We start from the raw sequence: 22,778 nt of genomic DNA, 5'->3' as shown, positions 1-22,778 counted from the left end.
GGGCAGGCGGCTTCTTTCCTTCACTTCCTTACACGCTGATTTCCGCAAACCGCGCGTTCTCCTGAATGAAACGCTTGCGCGGGGCGACCTCATTCCCCATCAGGTCCTCGAAGACCTCATTGGCGATGATCAGGTCTTCGACCTGCACCTGCTTCAGCGCGCGCGTCTCGGGGTTCATGGTGGTGTCCCAGAGCTGGTCGGCGTTCATCTCGCCCAGACCCTTGAAGCGCTGAATCTCGTACTTCTTGCCTTCCTTCGTGGCGCGGGCAACGTGCGTCTTGAGTTCGTCTTCGGTGTAGAGGTACGTGCCCTTCTTTTCGCGGCCCACCATGATGCGGTAAAGGGGTGGCTGCGCGATGTAGAGGTAGCCCTGCTCGACCACCGGGCGCATGTAGCGGTAGAAGAACGTCAGCAGCAGCGTGGCGATGTGCCCGCCGTCCATGTCCGCGTCCGTCATGATGATGATCTTGTGGTAGCGCAGGTTGGACAGGTCGAAGTGCATCCGGTCCCCGGTGCCCTCGACGCCCGCGCCAATCGCGCCGATCAGCGCGCGAATCTCGGCGTTCTTCAGAATCTTGTTCAGCTCGGCCTTCTCGACGTTCAGAATCTTGCCGCGCAGGGGCAGGATCGCCTGGAAGCGCCGTTCACGGCCACCCTTCGCGGAACCGCCCGCCGAGATGCCTTCCACGATGAAGAGTTCCGATTCGCTGGGGTCCTGGCTGGAGCAGTCGGCCAGCTTGCCGGGGAGGTCGTCGTTTTCGAGGGGGTTGGAGCGGCGCACGATGTCGCGGGCCTTGCGGGCGGCTTCGCGGGCGCGGGCGGCCTCGGCGGCCTTTTCCACGATGGTCTTGCCGACCCTGGGGTTCTCTTCGAGGAACTCCGCGAACTTCTCGCCCACGATGGCGTTGACGGCGGTCTGCGCCTCACTGTTCAGCAGCTTGACCTTCGCCTGCGATTCGAACTGCGGCTCGGGCAGCTTGACCGACACCACGCAGTAGATGCCTTCCAGCAGGTCGTCGCCGCTGGGGACCGGGTTGCCGGACTTGATCAGGTTCTTGTCCTTGGCGTACTTGTTCAGGATGCGCGTGTAGGCAGTCTTGAAGCCGGTCAGGGGCGTGCCGCCGTCGCGCGTGCGGATCATGTTCGCATACGTCAGGATGTTGTCGCTGGAATAGGTGTTCGCGTGGATGAACGCGACCTCCACCTCCACGTCACTGTGGCTCCCGCGCATCACGATGGGCTGGTCGTACAGCAGCTTGGAGTCGTCGGTCACGAGGGCGCGGGCGAAGTTGGCGATGCCGCCCTTTTCAAAGAAGGTTTCCTCGCGGATCTCGCCGCCGTGCAGGTTGCTGCGCTCGTCGCGCACGACGATCTTCAGGCCGGTCAGGTACGCCAGTTCGCGCAGGCGGCCCCGGATACGGTCGTAGTTGAAGAGGTTCTCGAACTCGGAAAAGACCGTGGGGTCGGGGTGGAAGGTGACCTTGGTGGCCCACTTCACATCCTTGGGCGTCTTGCCCAGCACTTCCAGCGGCGTGACGACCTCGCCCTTCTCGAAACGGATGTGGTGGAGCTGACCGCCCTTGTTGACGGTCACGTCGAGGTAGGTGGACAGCGCATTCACCACGCTGGCACCCACGCCGTGCAGGCCGCCGGACACCTTGTAGGCGCCGCCGCCGAACTTGCCACCCGCGTGCAGCTCGGTGTAAATCACTTCGATGGCAGGGCGGCCTTCCGATTTCATCATGTCCACGGGAATGCCGCGCCCGTTGTCGGTGACGGTGGCGGAGCCGTCGGCGTGCATGATGACGTGAACCTCGTCGGCGAAGCCGCCCAGGCCCTCGTCAATGCCGTTGTCAATAATCTCGGTGAGGAGCTGGTGGTAGCCGTCCACACCCGTACCGCCCTGCACGTACATACCGGGGCGCTTGCGAACCGCTTCCAGTCCCTTGAGAATCGAGATGGAGCTGGCGTCGTAATCATGGGTCTGCGTCATGGTCCTCCTGCGTGGCCCCGGGTGGGGCCGGTGATGATGCGCGAATTCGGAAGCTGTATTGCCGAAAAATGGCGCTGTACGCGCCTCCGAAGGTCTTCCCAGTATACAACCTGAGTTGAAATGGGTCAAATGGATTATGTAGTAAGCGTAATAACGGGGCGGGACTTGTCCTTTCCGGCCCACCGCCAAAACGCCGTCTGACACGTTTTCGTCTAGCCTCACGGCCCGGTTTCCCCGGCTCTCGCCCCGAGCTGCCCTTCACGCCGCCACGCTCTTGTGGGCAGAATGGGAGCCGCATGCGTCCTGCCGCCGTCCTCACCCTCACCGCTTTGCTCGCCAGCGGCCCGCTCGCCCACGCCCGGACCGGGAGCGCGCAGCCGGGCGTCACCCTGAAGCGTGCCCCGGCGGTGAGCCTGCCCGCGGCGGCCTGCACGCTTCCCGGCGGTCCGCTGCCCACCCAGACGCGGGCCGTGTTCATTCTGGACACCAGCGGCAGCATGCGCGGCATCGGGGACGGCCGGGCGGACATTTTCGGGCGGGTCAAGGCGGCGGTGAACGCCTATGTCCGGGCGGAGAAGCCGGACCGGGTGGAACTCGTCACCTTCGACGGTGGGCTGCGTCGGCGGCGCAGCTACACTCTGCCCGCCGATACGGGGCGCTGGAATGCCGACCTGGCCGCCCTGCACGCCGACGGACGGAATACCTACCTCTACCGCAGCGTGGCGCAGGCCCTCGCGCCGCTGGACGCTGCCGGAAGGTACGCGACGAGCGTGTTCATCCTGACGGACGGGATCGACAACGACCCCGATCCCGCCCACACCGCCGCGCGCGCCCTGGCCGCCTTCCATGCCCGCGGCCCGCTGGATACGCTGTCTTACATCGCGCTCGGCACCGAGATTCCGCGGGAGGCCCGGACGGCCCTGCGGGAGAGCCGCTACGCGCAGGGCCTCACCGTGCCCGTCGGGGAGGTGCCCACGCTGGCAGGCTCCGGCAGCACGGTCGCCACCGTCACCGACCCCGCCCGCGTTCCGGCGCCCTTTCCCGACGGGACGCCCCTCACGCTCGCGGCGGGGGAGGCGGCGGGGCGCGTGCGTCTGGCGGACGGACAGGCCCGGGGCGGGTTCGCGCGGCTGGACGTGACCGGGCGCCTCCCCTACGGGACGCCCGCGCTGCTGTGTGCCCCGCCGACCACGCCGGACGGCCCGCCCCGCCGCGTGCTGCTGCGCCTGAAGATCGGCCCCGAACCCGGCCTGACCTGGCTGAACCCCGGCGCGGACCGGGCGCTGCGGGTGGGGGAGACGGTCACGCTCCGCTACCGCCTGGACCCGGACCTCCGCGCGGAAGGGCTGGCTCTGCGGCTCCCGCCCGGCCTGGCGGGTGAGCTGCTCCACCAGCCCGGCAGTCGGGAACTCGCCTTGCGTCTCACGAATACCGGGTTGGAGGGAGGCGGTCCCTTCATTCCCGCGCTGGTGTTTGCGGACGGGCGGGTCCGCCCCCTGCCTGCCGTGACCGGGACGGGGGGCGGCGGGGGGAGCGCGGCGGTCATCCGCCCCCCGGCCGCCCCGGCCAAGTCCTCCCGCCTCGCGGCCTGGTGGTTGCCCCTGCTCGCGGCTTTGCTGGTGCTGGGGCTGCTCGGTGCGTTCCTGCCCGCCCTGCGGCGTCGCCGTTTCCGGCGTGTCCCGCCTGCGCCGCCTGCGCCCACGGTCCCCACCGTGGAGGGCATCCAGTACCGCGAGGACCGCACCCTGGCGCTGGTGGGGGGAGGGGGCCTGGTCACGGCGGTGCCCACGCCGCTCGGTGGGCCCTTCGACCTGGGGCTGCTGGCCCGCGTGCCGCACCTCAGCGGCCTGCGGTTCCAGCAGGACCGCGAGGGGTTGCGCGTGCTGCGCGTCCCGGCCGACTTGGAGGTCAGCCAGGGCACCCGCCTGCTGCGCGAGGACGACGTGGTGCGCCCAGACACGCTGCTGGGGGTGGCCGTGGCCCACCCCGCCCGCTCGTCGCACCCGCCGCTGGGGACGCTGGTCGGCCTGGGCCTGCCCCTGCACCTGCGTGCGGACGGCGTGACGCTGCACGTGACCGGCCCTTACGGGGACCACGCCCTCACGCTGCGGCCCGGGATCACCGACCTGGGCGTGGCCTTCGGGGCGCCCGCGCTGCACGGCCTGAAGCTGACGATCAGCGGCCCCCACATCCTCCTGGCCGACCTGCCCGCCGGAGTCCGGCTGCGCCGTGCCGCAGACGGCGCCGACCTGCACCCCGGCACCTATCTGCCCGCCGAGGCGCAGTTGGAGTGGCGAGAAGCGAAAGCGCCGGGTTCAGGTTCGTAGCACAAGGCCCACAGCCCGGGGCTTCAGCGCCGCGCCGCCCCCGCGTTCCCTGGGCGCGTTACGCTACCCCTCATGGAGTTTCTGCGGCTGATTCACGGGTACCAGTTCGGCAGCGCGCTCGCCCTGCTGTTTCCGACGCCCTACGCGCTCGCCACGCTGATTCTGTTCCTGTGGAGCCTGGGTCCGGCGCTCAAAGGGGTGGTGCGGACCGGCTTTCTGGTGTGGCTGCGCCTGACCTGGGTGCTGACGCTGATTCCGGTCGTGACGGGCGTGATTCTCGCAGTGGGCGGCGAGAAGGTTCCCAGTGCGACCAACGTGGGCGGCGGCCTCACCAAGTACGGCTACCCGGTGGACCCCAGCCGCGATTGGGAACACTGGATGTACAGCGCCTTTGCCCTGCTGAGCCTGTACGTGATCGAGGTGCTGGTGAAGGGCCGCCTGATCTCGCACCGGCGCGGCCTGCGTTACCTGCCCGTCGCCACCCTGTTTCTGTACGGCTGCGCGTACATGATCGGGCGCGTGGCGGTGTTTCCGGGGAGTACGCCGGGGACGTGAGGGAGCGGTCAACTCTCAGCTTTCAGCCGTCAGCGGCGAAAGCTTGAGCTTTGGCTGAGAGCTGACTGCTGACCGCTATCCTTTCCCCATGATCGACATTTCGCGGCAGCTCACGCCGGGGCATCCCAACTGGCCTGGCGACGCCCCCTTCCGGGTCGAGCCGGGTCTACGGATCGCGCAGGGCGACAGCGTGAATACGGGCGAACTCTGCACCAGCACCCACACCGGCACCCACGTGGACGCCCCCTGGCACTATTCCGACAGGGGCGCGCGGCTGGAGGAGGTCGGGCTGGACGTGTACCTGGGCCGCTGCCGGGTGGTGACGGTGCGGGCGGAGGGGGGGCTGGTTCCTGCCTCCGCCCTCGCGGGCCTGCCGGACTCCCTCCCGCCCCGGCTGCTGCTGCACACCGGCCAACCCGCCCACTGGACCGAGTTTCCGCAGGAGTTCGCCGCGCTCGACCCGGCCCTGATCCGCGAGGCGGCGCGGCGGGGCGTGCGGCTGATCGGCACCGACAGCCCCAGCGTGGACCCGCTGACCAGCAAGACCCTGGACGCCCACCGCGCCTGCCTGGAAACGGGAGTCCTGATTCTGGAGGGCCTGAACCTCAGCGGGGTGCCGGACGGGGAATACGACCTGGTCTGTCTGCCGCTGCCGCTGGCGGAGGTGGACGGTGCGCCTGCCCGCGCGGTCCTGCTGCCCGCCGGGACGCTGCCGGGAGGGGAGGCATGAGGCGCGACCTCTTCGCCATGCCGCCGGGCATCTACCTCGACGGCAACAGCCTGGGCGTGATGCCCTTTGCGGCCCGCGAGGCGGTGCTGCGCCGCCTGGACGAGTGGCAGACGGAAGCGGTGAGCGGCTGGGACGCCTGGTTCGGCCTGGCCGAATCGCTCTCGCCGTCCATCGCGCGGCTGGTCGGGGCGCTCCCGCAGGAAGTCATCGCCACTGGCAGCATCACGGCCAACCTGCACGCCCTCCTCGCCACGCTGTACCGGCCTGAAGGGGCGCGGCGGCACCTCGTCGCCACCTCGCTGGATTTCCCGTCCGACGTGTACGCCCTGCAAGCCTGGGCGGACCGCGAAGGGGCCGAGCTGCGCCTGATCCCCAGCCGCGACGGCCACACGCTGCACCAGGAGGACATCCTGGCCGCCCTCGCGGACGACGTGGCGCTGGTCCTGCTGCCGACGGTCCTGTACCGCAGCGGGCAACTACTCGACGTGCCGGGACTGACGCGCGAGGCGCACTCACGCGGCCTCCTGATTGGCTGGGACGCGGCGCACAGCGTCGGGAGCGTGCCGCACGATCTTCACGGGGCGAGGGCCGACTTCGCCGTGTGGTGCCACTACAAGTACGTGAACGCTGGCCCCGGCGCCCCCGGTGGCCTCTACCTGCACGAGCGGCACCATCACCTCACGCCCGGGCTGCGTGGCTGGTGGGGCCACGACAAGGGCACCCAGTTCGAGATGGCGCACGCTTTCCGCAAGGCTCCCGGCGCGGGCGCGTACCAGCTCGGGACCCCGCCCGTCCTGGCGCTGGCGGCGCTGGAAGGGGCGCTGGGTGTCTTCGATACGGTGGAGATGGAGGAGGTCCGGGCGCGGAGCCTGGACCTGACCTCTCACCTGATGGCCCTGGCCGACGAACACCTTCCCGAAATGCGGATCGTCACGCCCCGCGAGCCAGCGCGGCGCGGCGGACACGTGGCCCTCGCCCACCCGGAAGCGCACGCCCTCAGTCTGGCCCTGCGCCAGCGCGGCATCACCCCCGACTTCCGCCAGCCCGACATCCTGCGCCTGGCCCCCGTCGCCCTCTACAACACCGCAGCCGAGGTCGAGCAGACGGTGCGCGTTCTGCGTGAGTTGCTGGATACGGGGGCGCACCGGGCGGTGGAGGCGGCGGGGCTGGTCACGTAGGGCTTGTGGCGCGTGGCCTGTGGCTTGTAGAGGCCCAGGCGGACGCTGAAGCATCGGCTTTCCACCAGCGACAAGCGACAAGCCCATCAGAACCCGAACGCTTCCAGCACCGCCTTCGGCGTCCGCCTGGGCCGCCCCGTCACCGGGTCCACCCACACCCACTCGGTCTGACATTCCGCGAAGCGTTCACCGTCACGGCCGTCCTCGGTCGCGCGGTCCAGCGTATAGGCCCGGATGCTCCGCACGCCCGCACTCTCCGTCAAGGCGGTGCGGACACGGATACGGTCCCCCAGCAGGGCCGGGCGCTGGTAGGTGATGACGTGCTGCCGCGCGACCGGGACGGCGCCGAGTTCGATCAGCGCCCCGGTGCCCATGCCCAGGCTCAGCGCGTGGGCGCGGGCCACCTGCTCACACCAGGCGAGGTACACCGTATTGTTCACGTGGTTCAGGTCGTCGAGGTCGCCGGGCTGTACCGTCACGGTGATCTCGTACCGGCGGCGGGGTGGGAGGCTGTCCCACAGGGCGTCCGCGTCGGGCAGGTCGAGCTTCAAGCGCCGGTCACCCCGGCCCCGCTCACTTCGGCCCAGAGCGCATTCACGGCCTGCGCGCTGTCGAGGTCGCGCTGGGTGACGCCGCCCGCGTCATGGGTGAAGTAGTTCACCTTGACCTTGCGGTAATAGATAGAGATGTCGGGATGGTGGCCGCGCGCCTCAGCCAGCGCTGCGACCCGCACCGCGAAGTCCACCCCCGCCTGGTACGAGTCGAACGGGAACTCACGGAACAGCTTGCCCGCGTCGCCCCACCAGCCTTCCGGCTTGAGGTCCAGCACGTCGCCGTCGGTCAGCTTGCGGCTCGGGTCGTAGCCCATGCGCGGGTCGTACAGTTCAGGACACATACCCGTCATGCTACGGGAGGGGCGGGGAGAGAAAGGCGGCGTGGGACGCGGTGCAGGCCAGCCGCTACTGCCCCGCCAGCGCCAGATAGCGCGTCGGCCCCGAAATGCCGAGCACCGCCGTGATGACGTGGCCCCCCCGCTGGAACTGGTAGACCTCGTTCCTGGGGGTCTTCTGCGCCCGGACTTGCTTGTAGCCGCTCTTCTGGATGCCCCCCAGGATGCGCCCGGCCTGGGTCTGACCAATCTTGTCGCTGGCGAGGGCGTACATCTCGGTCCACTTGGACCCCGCCATGCTGTTTTTGAAGGCCAGATAGAGCGGGCCGCAGATCGGCGTGGTTTTGCTGGTGTCCTTGAACAGCCCGTTGGCAACGTACCCCGCCTTGACGGGGCAGGCGAGAGAAGCGGAGGCCAGGGCGAGGGTCGTGAGCGCGAGCAGTTTGATCATGGTGGGAACCTCGGGAGGAAGGAACTGGGGCGGCCACAGCAGTGTAAGTCCCGCAGAAGCGGGCGGGCCTGGGCGACTCTCAAGGGGCTGGTCAAATCTGCTTGCGGGGGTCAATGCATCGGGCTACGGTGAGCGAGGTATGAAAAACATCAGCCTGCTGCTGCTCGCCGGTTCCGCCCTCCTGCTCGCCTCGTGTGACAAGCTCTCGACGCCGCAGCCCGCAACCGTATCGGGTCAGGTCAAAGAACTGACCATCAGTGATACAGGTGCAGCCACGTACACCGGCTGGACGGGCGGGGCGGGCAAGGTCATCGCCTCCGTGGAAGGCCAGGACAATCTCGCCACGGCTGCCCTCGCGGCCGACGGCAAATTCAGCCTGACACTGCCCAAGCTGGACGCCTCGCTGCTCTCGGCCATCAATTTCTCCTCGGACCTGCCCGCAGGCTGCACGGGGGACCTCAAGACCTCCGGCGCGAGCGACGCGCGGGGGAATGGGGCCTCCTTCCGCGTGGAGGCGGCCCAGAAGAGCGGCGAGATTGCCCCCGGCGCCCTTGAAACCACCTTCAGCGGCAGCAACCTGACGGCGCTCAAAATTCAGTCGGGCGGGTATGTCTATGCCGATAAGGCCGTGGGACTGTCGGGCAAGCTCAACTGCACCACGAACGGAACCCCCGTTACGAGTGACATCAACCTGCAACTGCTCCCGGGCTGGAACAAGGTGATGTTCACGATCTCCGCCACACAGCAGGGAGATACGGTCAGTAGTACGGTCAGTGTCACGACCGGCTCTCTGCCCGCTCAGTGGATTTACCTGGAGGGTGCGTCGTCCCTGAGCCAGCAGGCGCTGAACGGCCCGGCACTGGCTCAACCCGCCCTGAAAGTCGCCAAGTCCCTCCCCTTCTTCCGCTAATCCCACCCTCCCCCAGCCGCCCTGCCGTCCGCGCGGGGCGGTTTTCCTTGTGCCTGCCTCTCAATTGCAACCGCCATTCCGCCCACAACAGAACGGCGTGCGCTATCCTCCGCGCATGCCGGTGGGTGTACCGCAGAGCGTGCTCAAGGGGACGGGGTCGGGGGTGCTGCCGCCGATGCTCGAACAGTACGTGGCCCTGCGCGACGCCCACCCCGAGTTTCTGCTTCTTTTTCAGGTCGGTGACTTCTACGAAACCTTCGGTGAGGACGCCGAACGCACCGCCCGGTTGCTGGGCATCGCCCTGACGCACAAGAGCAGCAAGGATTTCTCGACGCCGATGGCGGGCGTGCCGGTGCGGGCGCTCGACAGCAACGTGGAGCGCCTGCTGGCGGCGGGCGTGCGGGTGGCCGTCGCGGACCAGATCGAGGAGCCGGGCGGCGGCCTGGTCGAGCGCAAGGTGACGCAACTGCTCACGCCCGGCACGGTGACCGAGGAGCGCCACCTCACCGCCGACGAGAACTACCTGGGCGCGGTGGCGACCGGGGACGGCTACGCGCTGGCGCTGCTGGACGTGAGTACCGGCGAGTTCCGCTGCGCGGCCTTCCACACCCGCACGGCCCTCTACGACGAACTGGCGCGGCACCGGGCGCGCGAAGTGCTGCTCGCGCCGGAACTGGCCGGAAACGCCGCGCTGCTGGCCGATTTCCAGGCCCGCTTCCCGGTGATGCTCTCACCCGCCAATTTCGACGAGGAGGGGGCGCGCCGGGAGTTGAAGACCGTGCTGAGCGAGGTGCCGGGGTCGCTGGGCAGCGCGGCGCTGGTGCGGGCGTGCGGCGCGGTGCTGGGCTACGCCCGCCTCACGCAGCAGGGACGGCTGGAGATGGTCCGGCGGGTGGTGCGCTTCGAGCCGGGGGCACATATGCGCCTGCCCGACGCGGCGGTGCGCGCCCTGGAAGTCTTCACGCCCCAGTCCCCCCAGGGCGTGACCCTGATGGACGTGCTGAACGAGACGCGCACGGCGGGCGGACGGCGGCGGCTGCGGGCCTGGCTGCGCGCGCCGCTGCTGGACGAACTCAGCATCCGTTCCAGGCTGGACGCGGTGGAAACCCTGACCCGCGTCCCCGACCTGAGAGGGGCGGTGCGGGCGCTGCTCTACCGCGCCCACGACCTCGAACGCCTCGCCGCGCGGGTGGCGACCCGCCGCGCCTCCCCGCGCGAGGTGGCGTCCCTGGCCCGGACCCTCGACCTGCTGCCTGACGCCGTGAACCTGCTGGGCGACCAGGACGGCCTGCTGGCGGGTATCCGCGCCCGCCTGGGCGCTCTCCCCGATGTGGTCACGCTGATCCGCGCCGCTTTGGTGGACGACCCGCCCCTCCGCGTGGGCGAGGGTGGCCTGATCCGCGACGGCTTCCACGCCGAACTGGACGGCCTGCGCTCCGAGGCGCTGGGACACCGCGCCTGGCTGGCGGACCTGGAAACCAGCGAGCGTGCCCGGACCGGCATCGGCAGCCTGAAGGTGGGCTTCAACAACGTCTTCGGGTATTACCTGGAAGTCAACGGGCCTCATCTGGGCAAGGTCCCCGCCGACTACCGCCAGATCGCCACTCTCAAGGACCGCGCCCGCTTCACCCGCAGTGATTTGCGCGAGCGCGAGCGCGAGATCGCCCGCCTGGAGGCGGCAGCGCAGCGCCTGGAACTGGAAGTCTTCACCGAACTGCGCGACGGCCTGAGTGCGCACGCCGAAGCCCTGGCGGAAGCGGCGGGTGCGCTGGCCGAACTGGACGTGCTGGCGGCGCTGGCCGAAATCGCCGTGGCGTGCGGCTGGGTCCGGCCCCAGACGGTGACGGGCGCGGCGCGGCTGGTGCAGGCCCGTCACCCCGTCGTCGAGCGCGCGACGGGCGGCCGTTTCGTCCCCAATGACGCTGACCTCGGCCCGCACCGGCATACCCTGCTCCTGACCGGGCCGAACATGGCGGGCAAGAGCACCTACCTCCGCACGGTGGCCCTCTGCGCTCTGCTGCATCAGGTCGGCGCCTTCGTCCCCGCCGACCACGCCGAACTGCCCATCTACGACGCCATCCACACCCGCATCGGCGCTTCGGACGACCTCGCGGGGGGTCGCTCCACCTTCATGGTGGAGATGAGTGAACTCGCGGCCATTCTGCACGGCGTGACCCACCGCAGCCTGGTCATTCTGGACGAGGTGGGGCGCGGCACCTCCACCCTCGACGGCCTCGCCATCGCGCAGGCGGCGCTGGAACACCTGCACGCGGCGGGCGCGCACACCCTCTTTGCCACCCATTACTTCGAACTCACCCGCCTGGAAGCCGACCACCCCGGCCTCGTCAACCTCCACGTCGCCGCCGAGGAGGACGAGGCGAACGGCCTCACCTTCTACCATCAGGTGATCCCCGGCGCGGCCCGCCAGAGCTACGGCGTGGAGGTCGCGCGCCTCGCCGGACTGCCCGCTCCCGTCACCACCCGTGCGGCTGGGTTACTGACCGCCCTCAACGCTGGGGGCGACGACCGCAAGCTGCTGCGTGAACTTGCCGCCCTGGATTTGAGCCGCCTCACGCCGCTTCAGGCGCTGGAAGTGCTGCACAGATGGCAGCGTGAAGCGGGAAAGGAGGAGGTCTAAGAGCTGACTGTCTAACCGTCTAAGAAAACTCGCCCATCGTGCTCTTAGACCTTTAGACCGTTAGACCTCGCCCATGACCATCCACCTCCTCCCCCCCCATATCTCCCGCCTGATCGCGGCGGGCGAGGTTGTGTCGCGTCCGCTGGATGTGGTGCGCGAACTGGTGGACAACGCGCTGGACGCGGGCGCCACCCGCATCGAGGTCGAGGTGGAGGGCGGCGGCCTCGCGCTGGTGCGGGTGCGGGACAACGGGGCGGGCATCGCGGCGGATTCGGTGGCGCTCGCGCCCGTGCGGCACGCGACGAGCAAGCTGGAACCGGAGGCGAGCGCGGTCGAGCGTGTCTCCACCCTGGGCTTCCGGGGTGAGGCGCTGTGGGCGGCGGCGCAGGCGGGTGAACTGCATCTGGTGACCCGCCCGGCGGCGCAGGTCGGCGCGTCGGAAGTTCATGCGGCGGGGGAGGCTGTAACGGTGCGCCGCACCTCGGCTCCGGCCGGGACGACGGTGACGGTGCGGAGCCTCTTCGCCCGCCTGCCCGCCCGCCTCCGCACCCAGGCTCCGCCCGGCGTGGAGGTCCGCGAAATCACCGCGCTGGTGGGCCGCTACGTGCTGCATCACCCCGGCCTGTACTGGCGCCTGACGGTGGACGGCGAGCCGAGGCTGACCCACGCCCCTTCCGATCACCGGGGCGCGGTGGCAAGCGTGTACGGGCCGCTCAGCGCGAACCGTGTGCTGCGGGTGGAGGCCGAGGGGGTGCGCGGTGTCGTCTCGCGCCCGGAACTCACCCGCGCCCGGCGCGACCGGATGCACTTCAGCGTGAACGGGCGGCCCATCCTCGCGCCGCCGGAGCTGGAAAAGGCAGTCATCGAGGGCTTCGCGGAGCTGCTGCCTTCCGGCGTGGCGCCGCTGTGCGTGCTGGATTTGACGGTTGCCCCCGAAGACCACAACCCGAATGTTCACCCCGCCAAGCAGGTCGTCGCTCTGGCCGACCTGCCCGGCGTGGCGGCCCGCGTTCGCGCCGCCGTCACGGAAGCCCTGGCCGCCCATCCTCTCGCCCGCGCCGCGCCCGCGCTGATCGCCCCGCCCGAACCGCAGGCGGCCCCCGCGCGGGGAACCTTTCCCGCCCTCACGCTGGTCGGCGTCTATCAGGAGTTGTACCTGCTCGCCCAGGGTGAGGGCGACCTGTGGATCGTGGACGCGCACGCCGCCCACGAACGCGCGCTGTACGAGCGGCTGACGCGCGAGCTGACCGCCGCGCCGCCCGCCGAACTCCCCGAACCCGAACTGCTGCACCTCACGCCCGAACAGGTGGCCCGCCTGCACGAGCGCGCGTCCGAACTGCGCGCCTGGGGCCTGACCATCGAGGACTTCGGCGCGGGCCTCGCCCGGCTGCGGACGCTGCCCGCCGCCCTGGCCGCCCTGCCGGTGCCGAGGCTGCACGAGCAGATCATCGAGGCCGCGCTGGGTGACAGCCCCGACCCCCGCCGAGACGTGCTGGCCCGCCTCGCCTGCGCGCCCGCGCTGAAGGCCGGGATGCTGGACGCGGGGAGGGGCGAGGGCGTGCTGGCCGCCCTGACCGTCTGTGAGCAGCCCTGGTCCTGCCCGCACGGGCGCCCGACCGTGCTGCGTCTCAGCGAACGCGACCTCGCCCACGCCTTCGGGCGGCGAGGGGTGCGGGACGTGGCGCGGGGGCGGGACGAGGTGCGGGACATCAAGCGGTAAGCCCCGCCCCTCCTGCCCCCTTCCGGCTCAGCGGATGAGCTGAACTTGCACCGGTAGGTCGGGAATGGCGGCCCACGCCCGCTCGGCGGTCATCACGTCCGCGCCCAGCATCTCCGCCGTGCCCAGGCAGAGGGCATCTCCGAGGCTGAGGTTGTACGGCCTGCGGCGGGCGTAATAGAAGGCGGCGGCCTGGGCGGCTTGGGGTGAAAAAGGGACAGCCGTCAGCAACTTTCCCAGTTGGCCGATGCGCCGGGCCACCTGTTCTGGTGTGGAGGTGCCATCACTGACCAGCTTGCCTTCCACTTCGACCAGTTGTACGGCACTGACCAGGCAGGGGTGCTTGCCACCGCTGAGGCTCTCCAGCACCCGCTCGCCTCCCGGTTCGCGGCGGACAAAAGCCAGCAGGGCGCTCGCGTCCAGCAGCAGGGGCCGTCCCGCCCCCGCTTCAGGGCTTGGCACGTTCTGCCTCAGCCCGGCGTTCTTCCAGCAGTTCCTGCGTGAAGTCCCGGCCATCCGGCTCGGCCAGGCTGCCGTACAGCTCCTGCGCCAACTGCTGCCGTGTGGTCAGCCTGACCTGCTCGCCTTCGACCACATATAGCAGTGTGTCGCCCTCACCTACATGCAAGACCTCCCGCACGGCTTGAGGAACGACGGTTCTTCCCTTCGCCCCCATGTTTGAGGTATGGGCCTGTGAAGAGCGGCTGCCCGTGGCTTGACGTGTCGCTTGGCGGCTCATGGGTGACATGGTAGCGGAAACGGGGCACCGAAAAAGAACAGTGCCACTCCCTCTATCCCTTATCCTGTCCCCCATGCCTGTCGTCACCCGCATCGCTCCCAGCCCGACCGGCGATCCCCACGTCGGAACCGCCTACATCGGCCTCTTCAACCACACACTCGCGCATCAGGCGCAGGCGGCGGGCGAGGAGGGCAAGTTCATCCTCCGTATCGAGGACACCGACCGCAACCGCTACGTTCCCGACTCGGAAAAGCGCATCTTCCAGATGATGCAGTGGCTGGGCCTGACACCCGACGAGTCCCCGCTGCAAGGTGGCCAGGGCGGCCCCTACCGCCAGAGCGAACGCTTCGACCTCTACGGCGAGTACGCCCGCAGACTGGTGGGGTCCGGCCACGCCTACTACGCCTTCGAGACGCCCGAGGAACTGGCCGCCCTGCGCGAGGAGGCGCAAAAGGAAGGCCGCGTGATCGCCGTCCCCAGCCGCGACCTCGATCCCACCGAGGCGCAGCGGCGGGTAGAGGCGGGCGAGGCGGCGGTGATCCGTCTGAAGGTGCCGCGTGAGGGCGAGACGGTGGTCAATGACGCGCTCCGCAAGCCGATTCCCTTCCAGAACCGCGAGATCGACGACAAGGTGCTGCTGAAGGCCGACGGCTACCCCACCTACCACCTCGCCAACGTGGTGGATGACCGGCTGATGGGCGTCACGCACGTGATCCGCGCCGAGGAATGGATCACCTCCACGCCCATCCACGTCCTGCTGTACCGCGCCTTCGGCTGGCCGGAACCCGTCTTCGCGCACATGCCACTGCTGCGCAACGCCGACAAGTCCAAGATCAGCAAGCGCAAGAACCCCACCTCCGTCGAGTGGTACATGGAGCAGGGCTTCCTGCCCGAGGCGATGCTGAACTTCCTCGCCACGATGGGCTGGACCCACCCCGAGGGCAGGGAAATCTTCGACCTGGCCGAGTTCCAGCGCGTCTTCCGCCTGGAGGACGTGACGCTGGGCGGCCCAGTTTTCAGCCTGGACAAGCTGAAGTGGATGAATGGCAAGTACCTGCGCGAGGTGCTGAGCGAGGAGGAGGTGGCGAAGCGGCTCCACGATTACCTCGCCTCCCAGAAACACGACCTCCCCTATGACGACTACTTCCGCGCGGTGGTCCGCATGATGATTCCGCGCATGGACGTGTTCTCCGAGTTTCTGGAAAAGACACCCTACTTCTGGTCCGAGGATTACCCGGTCACCGAGAAGGCGCAGAAGCTGATCGAGGAAGGCCGCCCCTTCCTGCGCGAACTCGCCGCCCGCCTCAAGAATCTCCCCAGCTTCGACCCGGCCACGACGGAGGCCGCCCTGCGCGCCTTTGCGGAGGAAAAGGGCCTCAAGCCCGGCAAGGTGATGCAGCCCCTGCGCGCCGCCATCGCCGGAACGAGCGAAAGCCCCGGCATGTTCGAGATGCTCGAAGCTCTGGGCCGGGAGCGCGTGGTGGCGCGGGTGCAACGGGCGGCGGGAAGCTGAAGGCTCTGCCACACGCTAACATGAGCCCAAACGAGCGTTAGGAGGACTGCAAACATGGAAGACCGCCGCATCAGGGTCCTGATTGCCAAGCCCGGCATGGACGGCCACGACCGGGGCGCGAAGGTGGTGGCGCGGGCGCTGCGCGACGCGGGGATGGAAGTGGTGTATACGGGGCTGCGCCAGACCGCCGAGATGATCGTGAACGCCGCGATTCAGGAGGACGTGGACGCCATCGGCCTCAGCGTGCTGTCGGGCGCGCACATGCACTACTTCCGCGAGGTGGTGGCGCTGCTGCGCGAACGGGGCGCCGAGGACATCATCGTGTTCGGCGGGGGCATCATTCCCGACCAGGATTTGCCCAAGCTGGAGGAACTGGGCGTGGGCCGGGTGTTCACGCCGGGCGCGAGCACCGAGGAGGCCGCCGAGTACCTGAAGACGGCGGTGGCGCGGCGCTGGGCCGCGCAGAGCGGCTAAGGCCCCCGCCTTGAGCGCCGAGACTCGCCCGAATGCCGCCCCCGCCCTGCCGCTGGGGCGGCTCCTTCCGCTGTATGCCGCGCAGGCGCTGGCGACCGGCGCGACCACCGTCAGCACGGTCCTCGCCAGCCTGATCATGAGCAACCTGGGCCGCGAGAGCCTGTCGGGGCTGCCCAGCACGCTGATCAGTGCGTCGGCCGCCCTCTCGGCGGGCCTGTTCGGCGCGCTGATGTTGCGGTCGGGGCGCCGGGTGGGGTTGGGGGCTGCCTTCACGCTGGGAGCTTGCGGCGCCGTCCTGGGCTTCCTCGGGGCGCGGGCCGGGTTCACGCCCCTCTTTTTGCTGGGGGCGGCGATGATGGGCGGGGCACAGGGCGGCTACCAGCAGGCGCGCTACGCTGCTGCCGAGAGCGTCCCCGAGTCGCGGCGCGGCACGGCCCTGGGTCTGCTGATGCTGATGAGCGTCCTGGGTTCCTTCCTGATGACCGGGTTCTCCGGCGCGGTGGAGAGCCTCGGCACCCGCCTGGGCACCTCTGCCGAGGTCGCCGGGTGGCTGGTCGGGGGCGGACTGCTGGGGACCGCGGCATTGCTGATGCTGCTGTGGACGCCTCTTGCCGCGCCCCTGCCATCGAGAGCGCGGCTCTCCATCGGCCAGGCCTTCGCCGTGCCGGGCGTGCGCTCCACCGCGCTGGCCCTCGCCACCGCCCAGGGCCTGATGGTCACGCTGATGAGCCTGACGCCACTGCGGGCGCACCATCTCGGAATGGATCACGGGGGCGTGGCCGCGCTGATTTCCGGCCATATCGCGGGCATGTTCGGCTTCGGCTGGCTGACCGGGCCGCTGATCGACCGGCTGGGGTTGCGGGTGGGTTACGTGGGAGGGGCGCTTCTGCTCGCCGCCGCCGCGCTCACTGCGCCGCTGCCCGGTGCCGCCTGGCTGGGCGTCAGCATGTTCCTGCTGGGTCTGGGGTGGAATCTCGCCTTCGTGACGGGGAGCAAGGCGCTCTCGCGCTATCCCGCCGCCCAGGGCATCACCGACGGCCTCGGCTACGTGGCAGCGGGCGCCGGGACACTGCTGGGCGGACTGGTCATCGCCCAGGTGGGTTTCCCGGTCCTCGCCCATGTGTGCGCCGTGCTGGCGCTGCTGCCGCTTGTGAGTGCGTGGCGGGCGCGCAAGCCCTGAGCTTCAGCCCAGCACATACCCCAGGATCACCCCGATCCAGGGCAGGAGCAGCAGCAGGAAGGCGGGCGGCCACAGCAGCAGACCCAGCGTGGGCTGGCCGCCCCGTTCCCGCAGCGTGGCGCGCAGGGCGGGAATGAACAGCAGGGCGCTCAGCGCCAGCAGGGCGAGCAGGAGCTTTTCATTCACAGTCCCACCATTCCCGCCCAGTACCGCGTCCATCATGGGTAACGTCAGGGGCACGCAGGCGGCGGCCAACGCCAGCCACGCACCCGCCCGCCACACCGCCGCATGTGAGCCGGTGTGCTGGTACTCCCGCGCGGCCAGCATCCCCGCCACCCCGAACCCCAGCAGGAGCAGCAGGGGGAGCAGCAGCAGGAAGGTCCCCAGTACGGAGGCCATGTCACAGCTTAACGGCCAGAGGGCCGCCCCCGTCTAGCGGTGAGCGGCCCTCTGGCCTGATTGGCGGAACGGGAGGGATTCGAACCCTCGATACGGTTGCCCGTATACACGCTTTCCAGGCGTGCTCCTTCAACCACTCGGACACCGTTCCAGCGCAGAGCAGATTAGCGGAAGGGGTGGGGAAAATCAAACGGGCGGTGGGTCGTTCAGGTGTAAGGGTCTTCCAGATACCCCCGCACCACCCCCAACGGCCCATACGTCCCCATCCTCAGCTCCTCCTCCACCTTCCGCGCGTGTGCCCACGCCGCTTCGGCCAGGGCAGGGGAGACGAGGCCCGCTTCTACCGCTTCTTCCAGTTCCTCGCCGTCGATGATGTGTGTCTCGCTAACCCGCCACCCCTCCTGCCAGTCGGCGATCACGTCGAGGTACAGGTCGTCGATCCAGGGGAAGCCGTCCCCACCCACGCCTTCGCCCGCGTGAATGTCCACGTAGAGCTGCTCGGGACAGCCCGCCGCATCCAGCATGACGGTCAGCGCATCCCCGATGGCGCCCGCACCCGTTCCCGTGGGGTGGACGCGGACCCAGCGGGAGCCGTGGTCGAGAATGCGGATGGTCCGGTCACCGAAGGGCACGTCCAGCGTCCGGCCGACCTCGTGCGCGGTAAAGTCCACGATGACGTACCCCGGCACCGGCGTGACCGTCTGGGTGTGCCGGGCCACACGCGGCCAGGCGCGCAGGTCAAAGACCTTCCGTTTCAAACGAGACTCCGCAGAGCTTGCAGCAGCAATTCCCCCTCGGTCGCCTGCACTCGCGCCTTAAGGGTGGCGAGGGTGTCACCCGGCAGCACCGGCACCCGCACCTGCCCCAGCATCGGCCCCTCGTCGATCCCGGCGGTAACGAGGTGGACGGTCGCGCCCGACTCGCTGTCCCCGGAGGCCAGCACCGCCTCATGCACGCGGTCGCCGTACATGCCGCGCCCGCCATGCCGGGGGAGCAGGCTGGGGTGGATGTTCACCAGCCGCCCCGCGTAGGCGGAAAGGACGCGCGGCCCCAGCGCCTTCATGTAGCCGCTCAGCACCAACGTATCCACGCCCGCTTCCTGCAAAAAGGCCACAATCGCCGCGTCCAGCGCGTCCGGGTCAGGGTATTTCGCGCCGCTGAGGTGCGCCGCCTTCAGCCCGGCCTCCCGCGCCCACGCCAGCGCCGCGCTGCCGCTGTTGTTGCTGGCGAGCGCCACCGGCACGGCGCTGAGCCGCCCGTCCCGGCAGGCTTCGGTCAGAAAGCGCGCCGCGCTGCCGCCGTGGGAGGCGAGGAAGCCGAGGATCATGGGTGCCTCGCGGCGGGCTTGTGGCCTGTCGCTTGCAGCTTGTGGAAAAAGAGATGCCCCTCCTCTACAAGCCACAAGCTACGCGCCACAAGCATCCTCACTTCCCAAGCTCCTGAAGCAGATACGCACTCGTCAGAATCCCATTGTGGTAGTCCTCCAGCGCGAAGCTCTCGTTGGGCGAGTGGGGCGCGTCCTCGTTGAGGCCAAAGTCCACCAGCAGGACGGGGGCGCCCAGCAGGGAGCGGAAGGCCGCGACAATCGGGATGCTGCCGCCGGTGCGGCCAAAGGCGGCGGGTTTGCCGTACACGCGCGTCAGGGCGCGGTCGGCGGCCTGGATGAAGGGCGAGTCCAGGTCCACCTTCACCGGCTGGCCGCCGTGCAGAGCCTTCACCTCCACCTGGACGCCCTGGGGGGCAAGGGTGGGCACGTAGTCCTGCACCAGCCGGGTGATGCGGTCGGGGTCCTGGCCGGGTACCAGGCGCATGGACACCTTCGCCCCGGCCTTCGCCGGAATCACCGTCTTGCTGCCCTCGCCCTGATAGCCGCCCCAGATGCCGTTCACGTCGAGTGTGGGCCGCGCCCACAGGCGTTCCAGCGTGCTGTACCCCTGCTCCCCGGGCAGGTCGGAGACGCCGATGGAGGCCGCGAAGTCCTCGTCACTGTGCGGGAGCTTGGCCCACATCTCGCGTTCCTCCGGGGTCGGCTCCTCCACGCCGTCATAGAAGCCGGGGATGGTGATGCGGCCCTGGTCGTCCTTGAGCCGGGTGATGATCTCGCACAGCGCGTTGATCGGGTTCGGCGCGGCCCCGCCGTAGCTGCCGCTGTGCAGGTCGCGGTTGGCACCCTGCACGTGGATCTCCACGTAGCTCAGCCCGCGCAGGCCGTAGGTGACGGTGGGCACGTCCGGTGCGAAGCGGCTGCCGTCGGAAATTACGATCACGTCGGCCTTCAGCTCGTCGGCGTGGTCCTTCAGGTACGCCTCCAGGCTGGGGCTGCCCACCTCCTCCTCGCCTTCGAGCAGGAACTTCACGTTCACGGGGAGCGGCCCGGCCTTCGACAGCAGCTCCACGCCGCGCACATGGGCGTAGGCCTGGCCCTTGTCGTCGGTGCTGCCCCGCGCGTAGATGCGGCCATTCCGCACGGTCGGCTCGAAGGGCGGCGTCACCCATTCCTCCAGCGGCGCTTCGGGCTGCACGTCGTAGTGCCCGTAGATCAGCACGGTGGGCTGGCCGGGTGCGTCCAGGCGTTCGGCGTACACGAGCGGATGTCCGGCGGTCGGGTCCACCCGCGCCGTGAAGCCGAGAGCTTGCAGCTTGTCTCGCAGGAATCCGGCGGCCCGCGCCATGTCCCCCGTGTGGGCCGGGTCGGCGCTCACGCTGGGAATCCGCAGCAGCTCAAAGAGTTCCTGCTCGGCCCCCTGGCGGTCTTGCAGGGCGGTCAGGTCGGCATTCTGGGACTGGGTCATGGGCGGATGATACCGGGGAGAGGAAGTAGGCAGTGGTGAGTGGGCAGTGGAAACGGCAAGCGGAAGCGGATGCTCAGGCTGAAGCCTCCACTCCCCACTCACCACTAACAGTTAACCTCACCTTTCTCCACGTTCAAAAACCTTGCTTCCCGTATACTCAAGCAAGGTATGGCCACCGATTCCAAGCAACGCCCCGTCTACGTGATCTCGGTCGCGGCGGAACTCGTGGACATGCACCCGCAGACGCTGCGGCTCTACGAACGCAAGGGGCTGATCCGGCCGGGGCGCAGCAGCGGCAAGACCCGGCTGTATTCCGAACGCGACATCGAACATCTGCGCGAGATTCGCCGCCTCACCCAGGAACTCGGTGTCAATCTCGCCGGGGTCGAGGAGGTGATGCGCCTCCAGCACGAACTGGACGATCTCCAGGGCGAGTTCGAGGCCGAGATCGAGCGCCTCGAGGACGAACTGCGCGAGCGGGCGACGGCGCCGCAGCCGCTCCCCGCCCCGGACGGCAAGCTCGACCCCAGGGACCGCCCCGTCTACGTGATCTCCATCGCGGCGGAACTCGTGGACATGCACCCGCAGACGTTACGGTTGTACGAGCGCAAACAGCTCATCCGGCCCGGGCGCAGCAGCGGCAAGACCCGGCTGTATTCCGAACGCGATATCGAGCACCTGCGCGAGATTCGCCGCCTCACCCAGGAACTCGGCGTCAACCTCGCCGGGGTGGAGGAGATCATGCGGCTGCGGCACCAGCTCGACAGCGCGCGGGCACACATGGAAGGCAACGTGCAGCGCCTCCAGCAGGACATCAGCGACCGCATGACGAGCTGGCGCACCCTGCCTGCCCCGGAACGCCAGGTGGGGCCGGAGGACGGAGACGAGGGGGACGGGGACAGCGGCAAATGACACCGGTGCGGGTCAGTGTCCTTCAGACCCTGAAGCGGCGCGGGCAGAGGGCGGGCAAGGTCTGCCAGCAGGTCGGCGCGGGCATCGCCGTGCTAAGCGGCCAGGGTGAAGTCCTGCTGATCCGCCGGGGGGACAATGGCCTGTGGGACCTCCCCGGGGGCGGCGTGAACGTGGGCGAGGAAGTGGAGGCCGCCGCCCGCCGCGAACTGCACGAGGAAACCGGCCTGATCGCCGGACCCCTCACCCTGCTGGGCGTGTTCAGCGGGGAGGCGCACCGCCACACCTACCCCGACGGCAACGTGGTCGCCTGGGTGACGGTGCTGTACGTGGCGCGGCAGGGGGAGGGCCAGCACCCCGAGGATCGGCCCCGGGCCGGAGACGACGCCGCGCAGGTCGCCTGGTGGCCCCTCGCGGCGCTGCCGGGGGAGGTGGGCGAGGCCACGCGGGCCTACTTCCGGGTTCTCCGGGCACAGGTCGGGGAGGGCGCGTGACCCTGCCCGGCGAACTGCTGCGCGCCCCCACGGGGGGCCTGTGGGTGATGGGCGACGTTCACGGGGCGCTCGACAAGCTGCGGACGCTGCTGCGCCGCGCGGGCCTGCTCGGCACGGACGACCGCTGGACGGGCGGAACCTCGCACTTGGTCTTTCTCGGCGACTACCTCGACCGGGGGCCGGACGGCGCGGGAGTCGTGCGGCTGATCCGCAGGTTGGAGACGGAGGCCCGGGCGGCGGGCGGCTGCGTCACGGCGCTGCTGGGCAACCATGAGGTGATGCTCCTGGCGGCCCTGCGGTTCGCGCGGCGTGACCCGCACGATCAGTACGGCTTCCGGGAATACTGGCTCTCGAACGGCGGGCAGGTCAGCGACGCCGCCCGGCTGGATGCCGCCGATCAGGCCTGGCTGGCCGTCCGCCCTGCCCTGGCCCGCGCGGGCCGCTGGCTGCTGCTGCACGCCGATACCCCGATGTACCTGCACCTGGGCCGGAGCGTGGACGCCGTGAACGCCCACGTCGCGCGGCTCCTGCAAAGTGACTCGCCGGAAGTCTGGGGCCATTTCGCCAACGCCTTTGCCGACCGCCTGGCCTTCGTGGCCCCCGGGAGCGAGCAGGTCGCCCGGCACCTGCTGACGGCCTTCGGTGGTGAGCGGCTCGCCCACGGCCATACGCCCGTGTCCATCCTGCTGGACGAGCAGGGCTACGCAACCGAACAGGGCCCTGGCCGCCCGGTGGTCTACGCGGGCCACCTGTGCGTCGCGCTGGACAGCGGACTGGCCTACCGCGAGGAGGCGGGCTTCATCACCCGCCTGGAGGGACAGGGCATCGCGGAGATCGTGGACTATCCGGGCGGCAGGCCGCAGGACTGAGGCGCGCTCCACGCCCCGGCC

At 69.5% G+C, this 22,778-nt stretch carries 23 protein-coding genes and 1 tRNA gene; 13 read left to right on the top strand and 11 right to left on the bottom strand.

Annotated features, from left to right (window positions below; all coding sequences use genetic code 11):
• Window positions 1–28: 28 nt before the first annotated feature.
• Window positions 29–1,993, bottom strand: a complete 1,965-nt coding sequence (locus E5F05_RS16535; RefSeq protein ID WP_129119733.1) for a DNA topoisomerase subunit B — start codon at window positions 1,991–1,993, stop codon at window positions 29–31.
• A 296-nt stretch (window positions 1,994–2,289) separates the two neighbouring features.
• Here E5F05_RS16535 and E5F05_RS16530 point away from each other — a divergent pair, with 296 nt between their 5' ends.
• The 4 genes from E5F05_RS16530 (at window position 2,290) to kynU (ending at window position 6,783) form a co-directional block, all read left to right on the top strand.
• Window positions 2,290–4,320: a vWA domain-containing protein gene (locus tag E5F05_RS16530; protein ID WP_129119732.1), complete on the top strand. Its 2,031-nt coding sequence runs from the start codon at window positions 2,290–2,292 to the stop codon at window positions 4,318–4,320.
• A 72-nt stretch (window positions 4,321–4,392) separates the two neighbouring features.
• Window positions 4,393–4,875, top strand: coding sequence for a hypothetical protein (locus E5F05_RS16525; RefSeq protein ID WP_129119731.1), 483 nt, complete (start codon window positions 4,393–4,395; stop codon window positions 4,873–4,875).
• Window positions 4,876–4,963: 88 nt separating this feature from the next.
• Window positions 4,964–5,605, top strand: a complete 642-nt coding sequence (locus tag E5F05_RS16520; protein ID WP_129119730.1) for a cyclase family protein — start codon at window positions 4,964–4,966, stop codon at window positions 5,603–5,605.
• A complete protein-coding gene (gene kynU / locus E5F05_RS16515) occupies window positions 5,602–6,783 on the top strand; it encodes a kynureninase (protein WP_129119729.1) in 1,182 nt (393 codons plus the stop codon). Before E5F05_RS16520 ends, kynU begins: the two co-directional genes overlap by 4 nt.
• A gap of 86 nt (window positions 6,784–6,869) precedes the next feature.
• Here kynU and E5F05_RS16510 read toward each other — a convergent pair whose 3' ends face one another.
• From E5F05_RS16510 to E5F05_RS16500, 3 genes are all read right to left on the bottom strand, one after another.
• Window positions 6,870–7,334, bottom strand: coding sequence for an acyl-CoA thioesterase (locus E5F05_RS16510; protein ID WP_129119728.1), 465 nt, complete (start codon window positions 7,332–7,334; stop codon window positions 6,870–6,872).
• The gene (locus tag E5F05_RS16505) at window positions 7,331–7,678 is read right to left on the bottom strand and encodes a 4a-hydroxytetrahydrobiopterin dehydratase (protein ID WP_241687204.1); all 348 of its coding nucleotides are present in this window, start codon (window positions 7,676–7,678) and stop codon (window positions 7,331–7,333) included. Before E5F05_RS16505 ends, E5F05_RS16510 begins: the two co-directional genes overlap by 4 nt.
• Before the next feature lie 64 nt (window positions 7,679–7,742).
• Window positions 7,743–8,123, bottom strand: a complete 381-nt coding sequence (locus E5F05_RS16500; protein ID WP_129119726.1) for a hypothetical protein — start codon at window positions 8,121–8,123, stop codon at window positions 7,743–7,745.
• 139 nt (window positions 8,124–8,262) lie between these two features.
• Between E5F05_RS16500 and E5F05_RS16495 the strand changes: the two genes are divergently transcribed.
• From E5F05_RS16495 to mutL, 3 genes are all read left to right on the top strand, one after another.
• Window positions 8,263–9,033: a hypothetical protein gene (locus tag E5F05_RS16495; protein ID WP_129119725.1), complete on the top strand. Its 771-nt coding sequence runs from the start codon at window positions 8,263–8,265 to the stop codon at window positions 9,031–9,033.
• A gap of 115 nt (window positions 9,034–9,148) precedes the next feature.
• Entirely contained in the window at window positions 9,149–11,671 is a 2,523-nt protein-coding gene (mutS, locus tag E5F05_RS16490) for a DNA mismatch repair protein MutS (protein WP_129119724.1), read from the top strand.
• 73 nt (window positions 11,672–11,744) lie between these two features.
• Window positions 11,745–13,391, top strand: a complete 1,647-nt coding sequence (gene mutL / locus E5F05_RS16485) for a DNA mismatch repair endonuclease MutL (protein ID WP_129119723.1) — start codon at window positions 11,745–11,747, stop codon at window positions 13,389–13,391.
• A 27-nt stretch (window positions 13,392–13,418) separates the two neighbouring features.
• On the opposite strand, the gene E5F05_RS16480 is transcribed toward mutL, so the two are convergent.
• Both E5F05_RS16480 and E5F05_RS21740 read right to left on the bottom strand, forming a co-directional pair.
• Window positions 13,419–13,850 carry a PIN domain-containing protein gene (locus E5F05_RS16480; protein WP_241687203.1) on the bottom strand — a complete coding sequence of 144 codons (432 nt, stop codon included), beginning with the start codon at window positions 13,848–13,850 and terminating at the stop codon, window positions 13,419–13,421.
• Window positions 13,837–13,983 (bottom strand): hypothetical protein, encoded by a 147-nt coding sequence (locus E5F05_RS21740; protein WP_241687202.1) that lies wholly within the window; start codon window positions 13,981–13,983, stop codon window positions 13,837–13,839. Before E5F05_RS21740 ends, E5F05_RS16480 begins: the two co-directional genes overlap by 14 nt.
• A gap of 217 nt (window positions 13,984–14,200) precedes the next feature.
• Here E5F05_RS21740 and gltX point away from each other — a divergent pair, with 217 nt between their 5' ends.
• Genes gltX through E5F05_RS16460 form a run of 3 tightly spaced genes read left to right on the top strand, consistent with a single transcriptional unit; the run spans window position 14,201 to window position 17,294 of the window.
• Window positions 14,201–15,640 (top strand): glutamate--tRNA ligase, encoded by a 1,440-nt coding sequence (gene gltX / locus E5F05_RS16470; protein WP_129119720.1) that lies wholly within the window; start codon window positions 14,201–14,203, stop codon window positions 15,638–15,640.
• Between the two features lie 54 nt (window positions 15,641–15,694).
• Entirely contained in the window at window positions 15,695–16,114 is a 420-nt protein-coding gene (locus E5F05_RS16465) for a cobalamin B12-binding domain-containing protein (protein ID WP_129119719.1), read from the top strand.
• A gap of 10 nt (window positions 16,115–16,124) precedes the next feature.
• Window positions 16,125–17,294, top strand: coding sequence for an MFS transporter (locus tag E5F05_RS16460; protein ID WP_164973517.1), 1,170 nt, complete (start codon window positions 16,125–16,127; stop codon window positions 17,292–17,294).
• A gap of 3 nt (window positions 17,295–17,297) precedes the next feature.
• On the opposite strand, the gene E5F05_RS16455 is transcribed toward E5F05_RS16460, so the two are convergent.
• The 5 genes from E5F05_RS16455 to E5F05_RS16435 all read right to left on the bottom strand — a co-directional run bounded on the left by E5F05_RS16455 (window position 17,298) and on the right by E5F05_RS16435 (window position 20,485).
• The gene (locus E5F05_RS16455; protein ID WP_129119718.1) at window positions 17,298–17,693 is read right to left on the bottom strand and encodes a hypothetical protein; all 396 of its coding nucleotides are present in this window, start codon (window positions 17,691–17,693) and stop codon (window positions 17,298–17,300) included.
• A gap of 61 nt (window positions 17,694–17,754) precedes the next feature.
• Window positions 17,755–17,844, bottom strand: a tRNA-Ser gene (locus E5F05_RS16450).
• A 55-nt stretch (window positions 17,845–17,899) separates the two neighbouring features.
• The gene (locus tag E5F05_RS16445; RefSeq protein WP_129119717.1) at window positions 17,900–18,451 is read right to left on the bottom strand and encodes a DUF402 domain-containing protein; all 552 of its coding nucleotides are present in this window, start codon (window positions 18,449–18,451) and stop codon (window positions 17,900–17,902) included.
• Window positions 18,448–19,020: a phosphoribosylglycinamide formyltransferase gene (purN, locus tag E5F05_RS16440; RefSeq protein ID WP_129119716.1), complete on the bottom strand. Its 573-nt coding sequence runs from the start codon at window positions 19,018–19,020 to the stop codon at window positions 18,448–18,450. The genes E5F05_RS16445 and purN overlap by 4 nt, the downstream gene beginning before the upstream one ends.
• Before the next feature lie 97 nt (window positions 19,021–19,117).
• Window positions 19,118–20,485: a dipeptidase gene (locus E5F05_RS16435; protein WP_129119715.1), complete on the bottom strand. Its 1,368-nt coding sequence runs from the start codon at window positions 20,483–20,485 to the stop codon at window positions 19,118–19,120.
• Between the two features lie 168 nt (window positions 20,486–20,653).
• On the opposite strand from E5F05_RS16435, the gene hspR reads away from it, so the two are divergent.
• The 3 genes from hspR to E5F05_RS16420 are packed head-to-tail and all read left to right on the top strand — an operon-like array spanning window position 20,654 to window position 22,757.
• On the top strand, window positions 20,654–21,397 hold the full coding sequence (gene hspR, locus E5F05_RS16430) for a heat shock protein transcriptional repressor HspR, fused homodimer type (protein ID WP_129119714.1): 744 nt from the start codon (window positions 20,654–20,656) through the stop codon (window positions 21,395–21,397).
• Entirely contained in the window at window positions 21,394–21,888 is a 495-nt protein-coding gene (locus E5F05_RS16425) for an NUDIX domain-containing protein (RefSeq protein ID WP_129119713.1), read from the top strand. Before hspR ends, E5F05_RS16425 begins: the two co-directional genes overlap by 4 nt.
• Window positions 21,885–22,757, top strand: coding sequence for a metallophosphoesterase (locus E5F05_RS16420; RefSeq protein ID WP_306461366.1), 873 nt, complete (start codon window positions 21,885–21,887; stop codon window positions 22,755–22,757). The genes E5F05_RS16425 and E5F05_RS16420 overlap by 4 nt, the downstream gene beginning before the upstream one ends.
• Window positions 22,758–22,778: the final 21 nt, after the last annotated feature.

The sequence above is a fragment of the Deinococcus metallilatus genome (assembly GCF_004758605.1).
GTDB classification, from domain to species: domain Bacteria; phylum Deinococcota; class Deinococci; order Deinococcales; family Deinococcaceae; genus Deinococcus; species Deinococcus metallilatus.
This window is presented reverse-complemented; position numbering and strand designations above follow the sequence as displayed.

Bases quoted from the DNA above. Each gene is read 5' to 3' on its own strand.
- E5F05_RS16520 (WP_129119730.1), top strand. From the start codon at position 4,964: ATGATCGACATTTCGCGGCAGCTCACGCCGGGGCATCCCAACTGGCCT.
- kynU (WP_129119729.1), top strand. From the start codon at position 5,602: ATGAGGCGCGACCTCTTCGCCATGCCGCCGGGCATCTACCTCGACGGC.
- mutL (WP_129119723.1), top strand. From the start codon at position 11,745: ATGACCATCCACCTCCTCCCCCCCCATATCTCCCGCCTGATCGCGGCG.
- E5F05_RS16495 (WP_129119725.1), top strand. From the start codon at position 8,263: ATGAAAAACATCAGCCTGCTGCTGCTCGCCGGTTCCGCCCTCCTGCTC.
- E5F05_RS16505 (WP_241687204.1), bottom strand. From the start codon at position 7,678: ATGTGTCCTGAACTGTACGACCCGCGCATGGGCTACGACCCGAGCCGC.
- E5F05_RS16525 (WP_129119731.1), top strand. From the start codon at position 4,393: ATGGAGTTTCTGCGGCTGATTCACGGGTACCAGTTCGGCAGCGCGCTC.
- hspR (WP_129119714.1), top strand. From the start codon at position 20,654: ATGGCCACCGATTCCAAGCAACGCCCCGTCTACGTGATCTCGGTCGCG.
- purN (WP_129119716.1), bottom strand. From the start codon at position 19,020: ATGATCCTCGGCTTCCTCGCCTCCCACGGCGGCAGCGCGGCGCGCTTT.
- E5F05_RS16455 (WP_129119718.1), bottom strand. From the start codon at position 17,693: ATGGCCTCCGTACTGGGGACCTTCCTGCTGCTGCTCCCCCTGCTGCTC.
- E5F05_RS16530 (WP_129119732.1), top strand. From the start codon at position 2,290: ATGCGTCCTGCCGCCGTCCTCACCCTCACCGCTTTGCTCGCCAGCGGC.
- E5F05_RS16425 (WP_129119713.1), top strand. From the start codon at position 21,394: ATGACACCGGTGCGGGTCAGTGTCCTTCAGACCCTGAAGCGGCGCGGG.
- E5F05_RS16535 (WP_129119733.1), bottom strand. From the start codon at position 1,993: ATGACGCAGACCCATGATTACGACGCCAGCTCCATCTCGATTCTCAAG.
- E5F05_RS16465 (WP_129119719.1), top strand. From the start codon at position 15,695: ATGGAAGACCGCCGCATCAGGGTCCTGATTGCCAAGCCCGGCATGGAC.
- mutS (WP_129119724.1), top strand. From the start codon at position 9,149: ATGCCGGTGGGTGTACCGCAGAGCGTGCTCAAGGGGACGGGGTCGGGG.
- E5F05_RS16500 (WP_129119726.1), bottom strand. From the start codon at position 8,123: ATGATCAAACTGCTCGCGCTCACGACCCTCGCCCTGGCCTCCGCTTCT.
- gltX (WP_129119720.1), top strand. From the start codon at position 14,201: ATGCCTGTCGTCACCCGCATCGCTCCCAGCCCGACCGGCGATCCCCAC.
- E5F05_RS16435 (WP_129119715.1), bottom strand. From the start codon at position 20,485: ATGACCCAGTCCCAGAATGCCGACCTGACCGCCCTGCAAGACCGCCAG.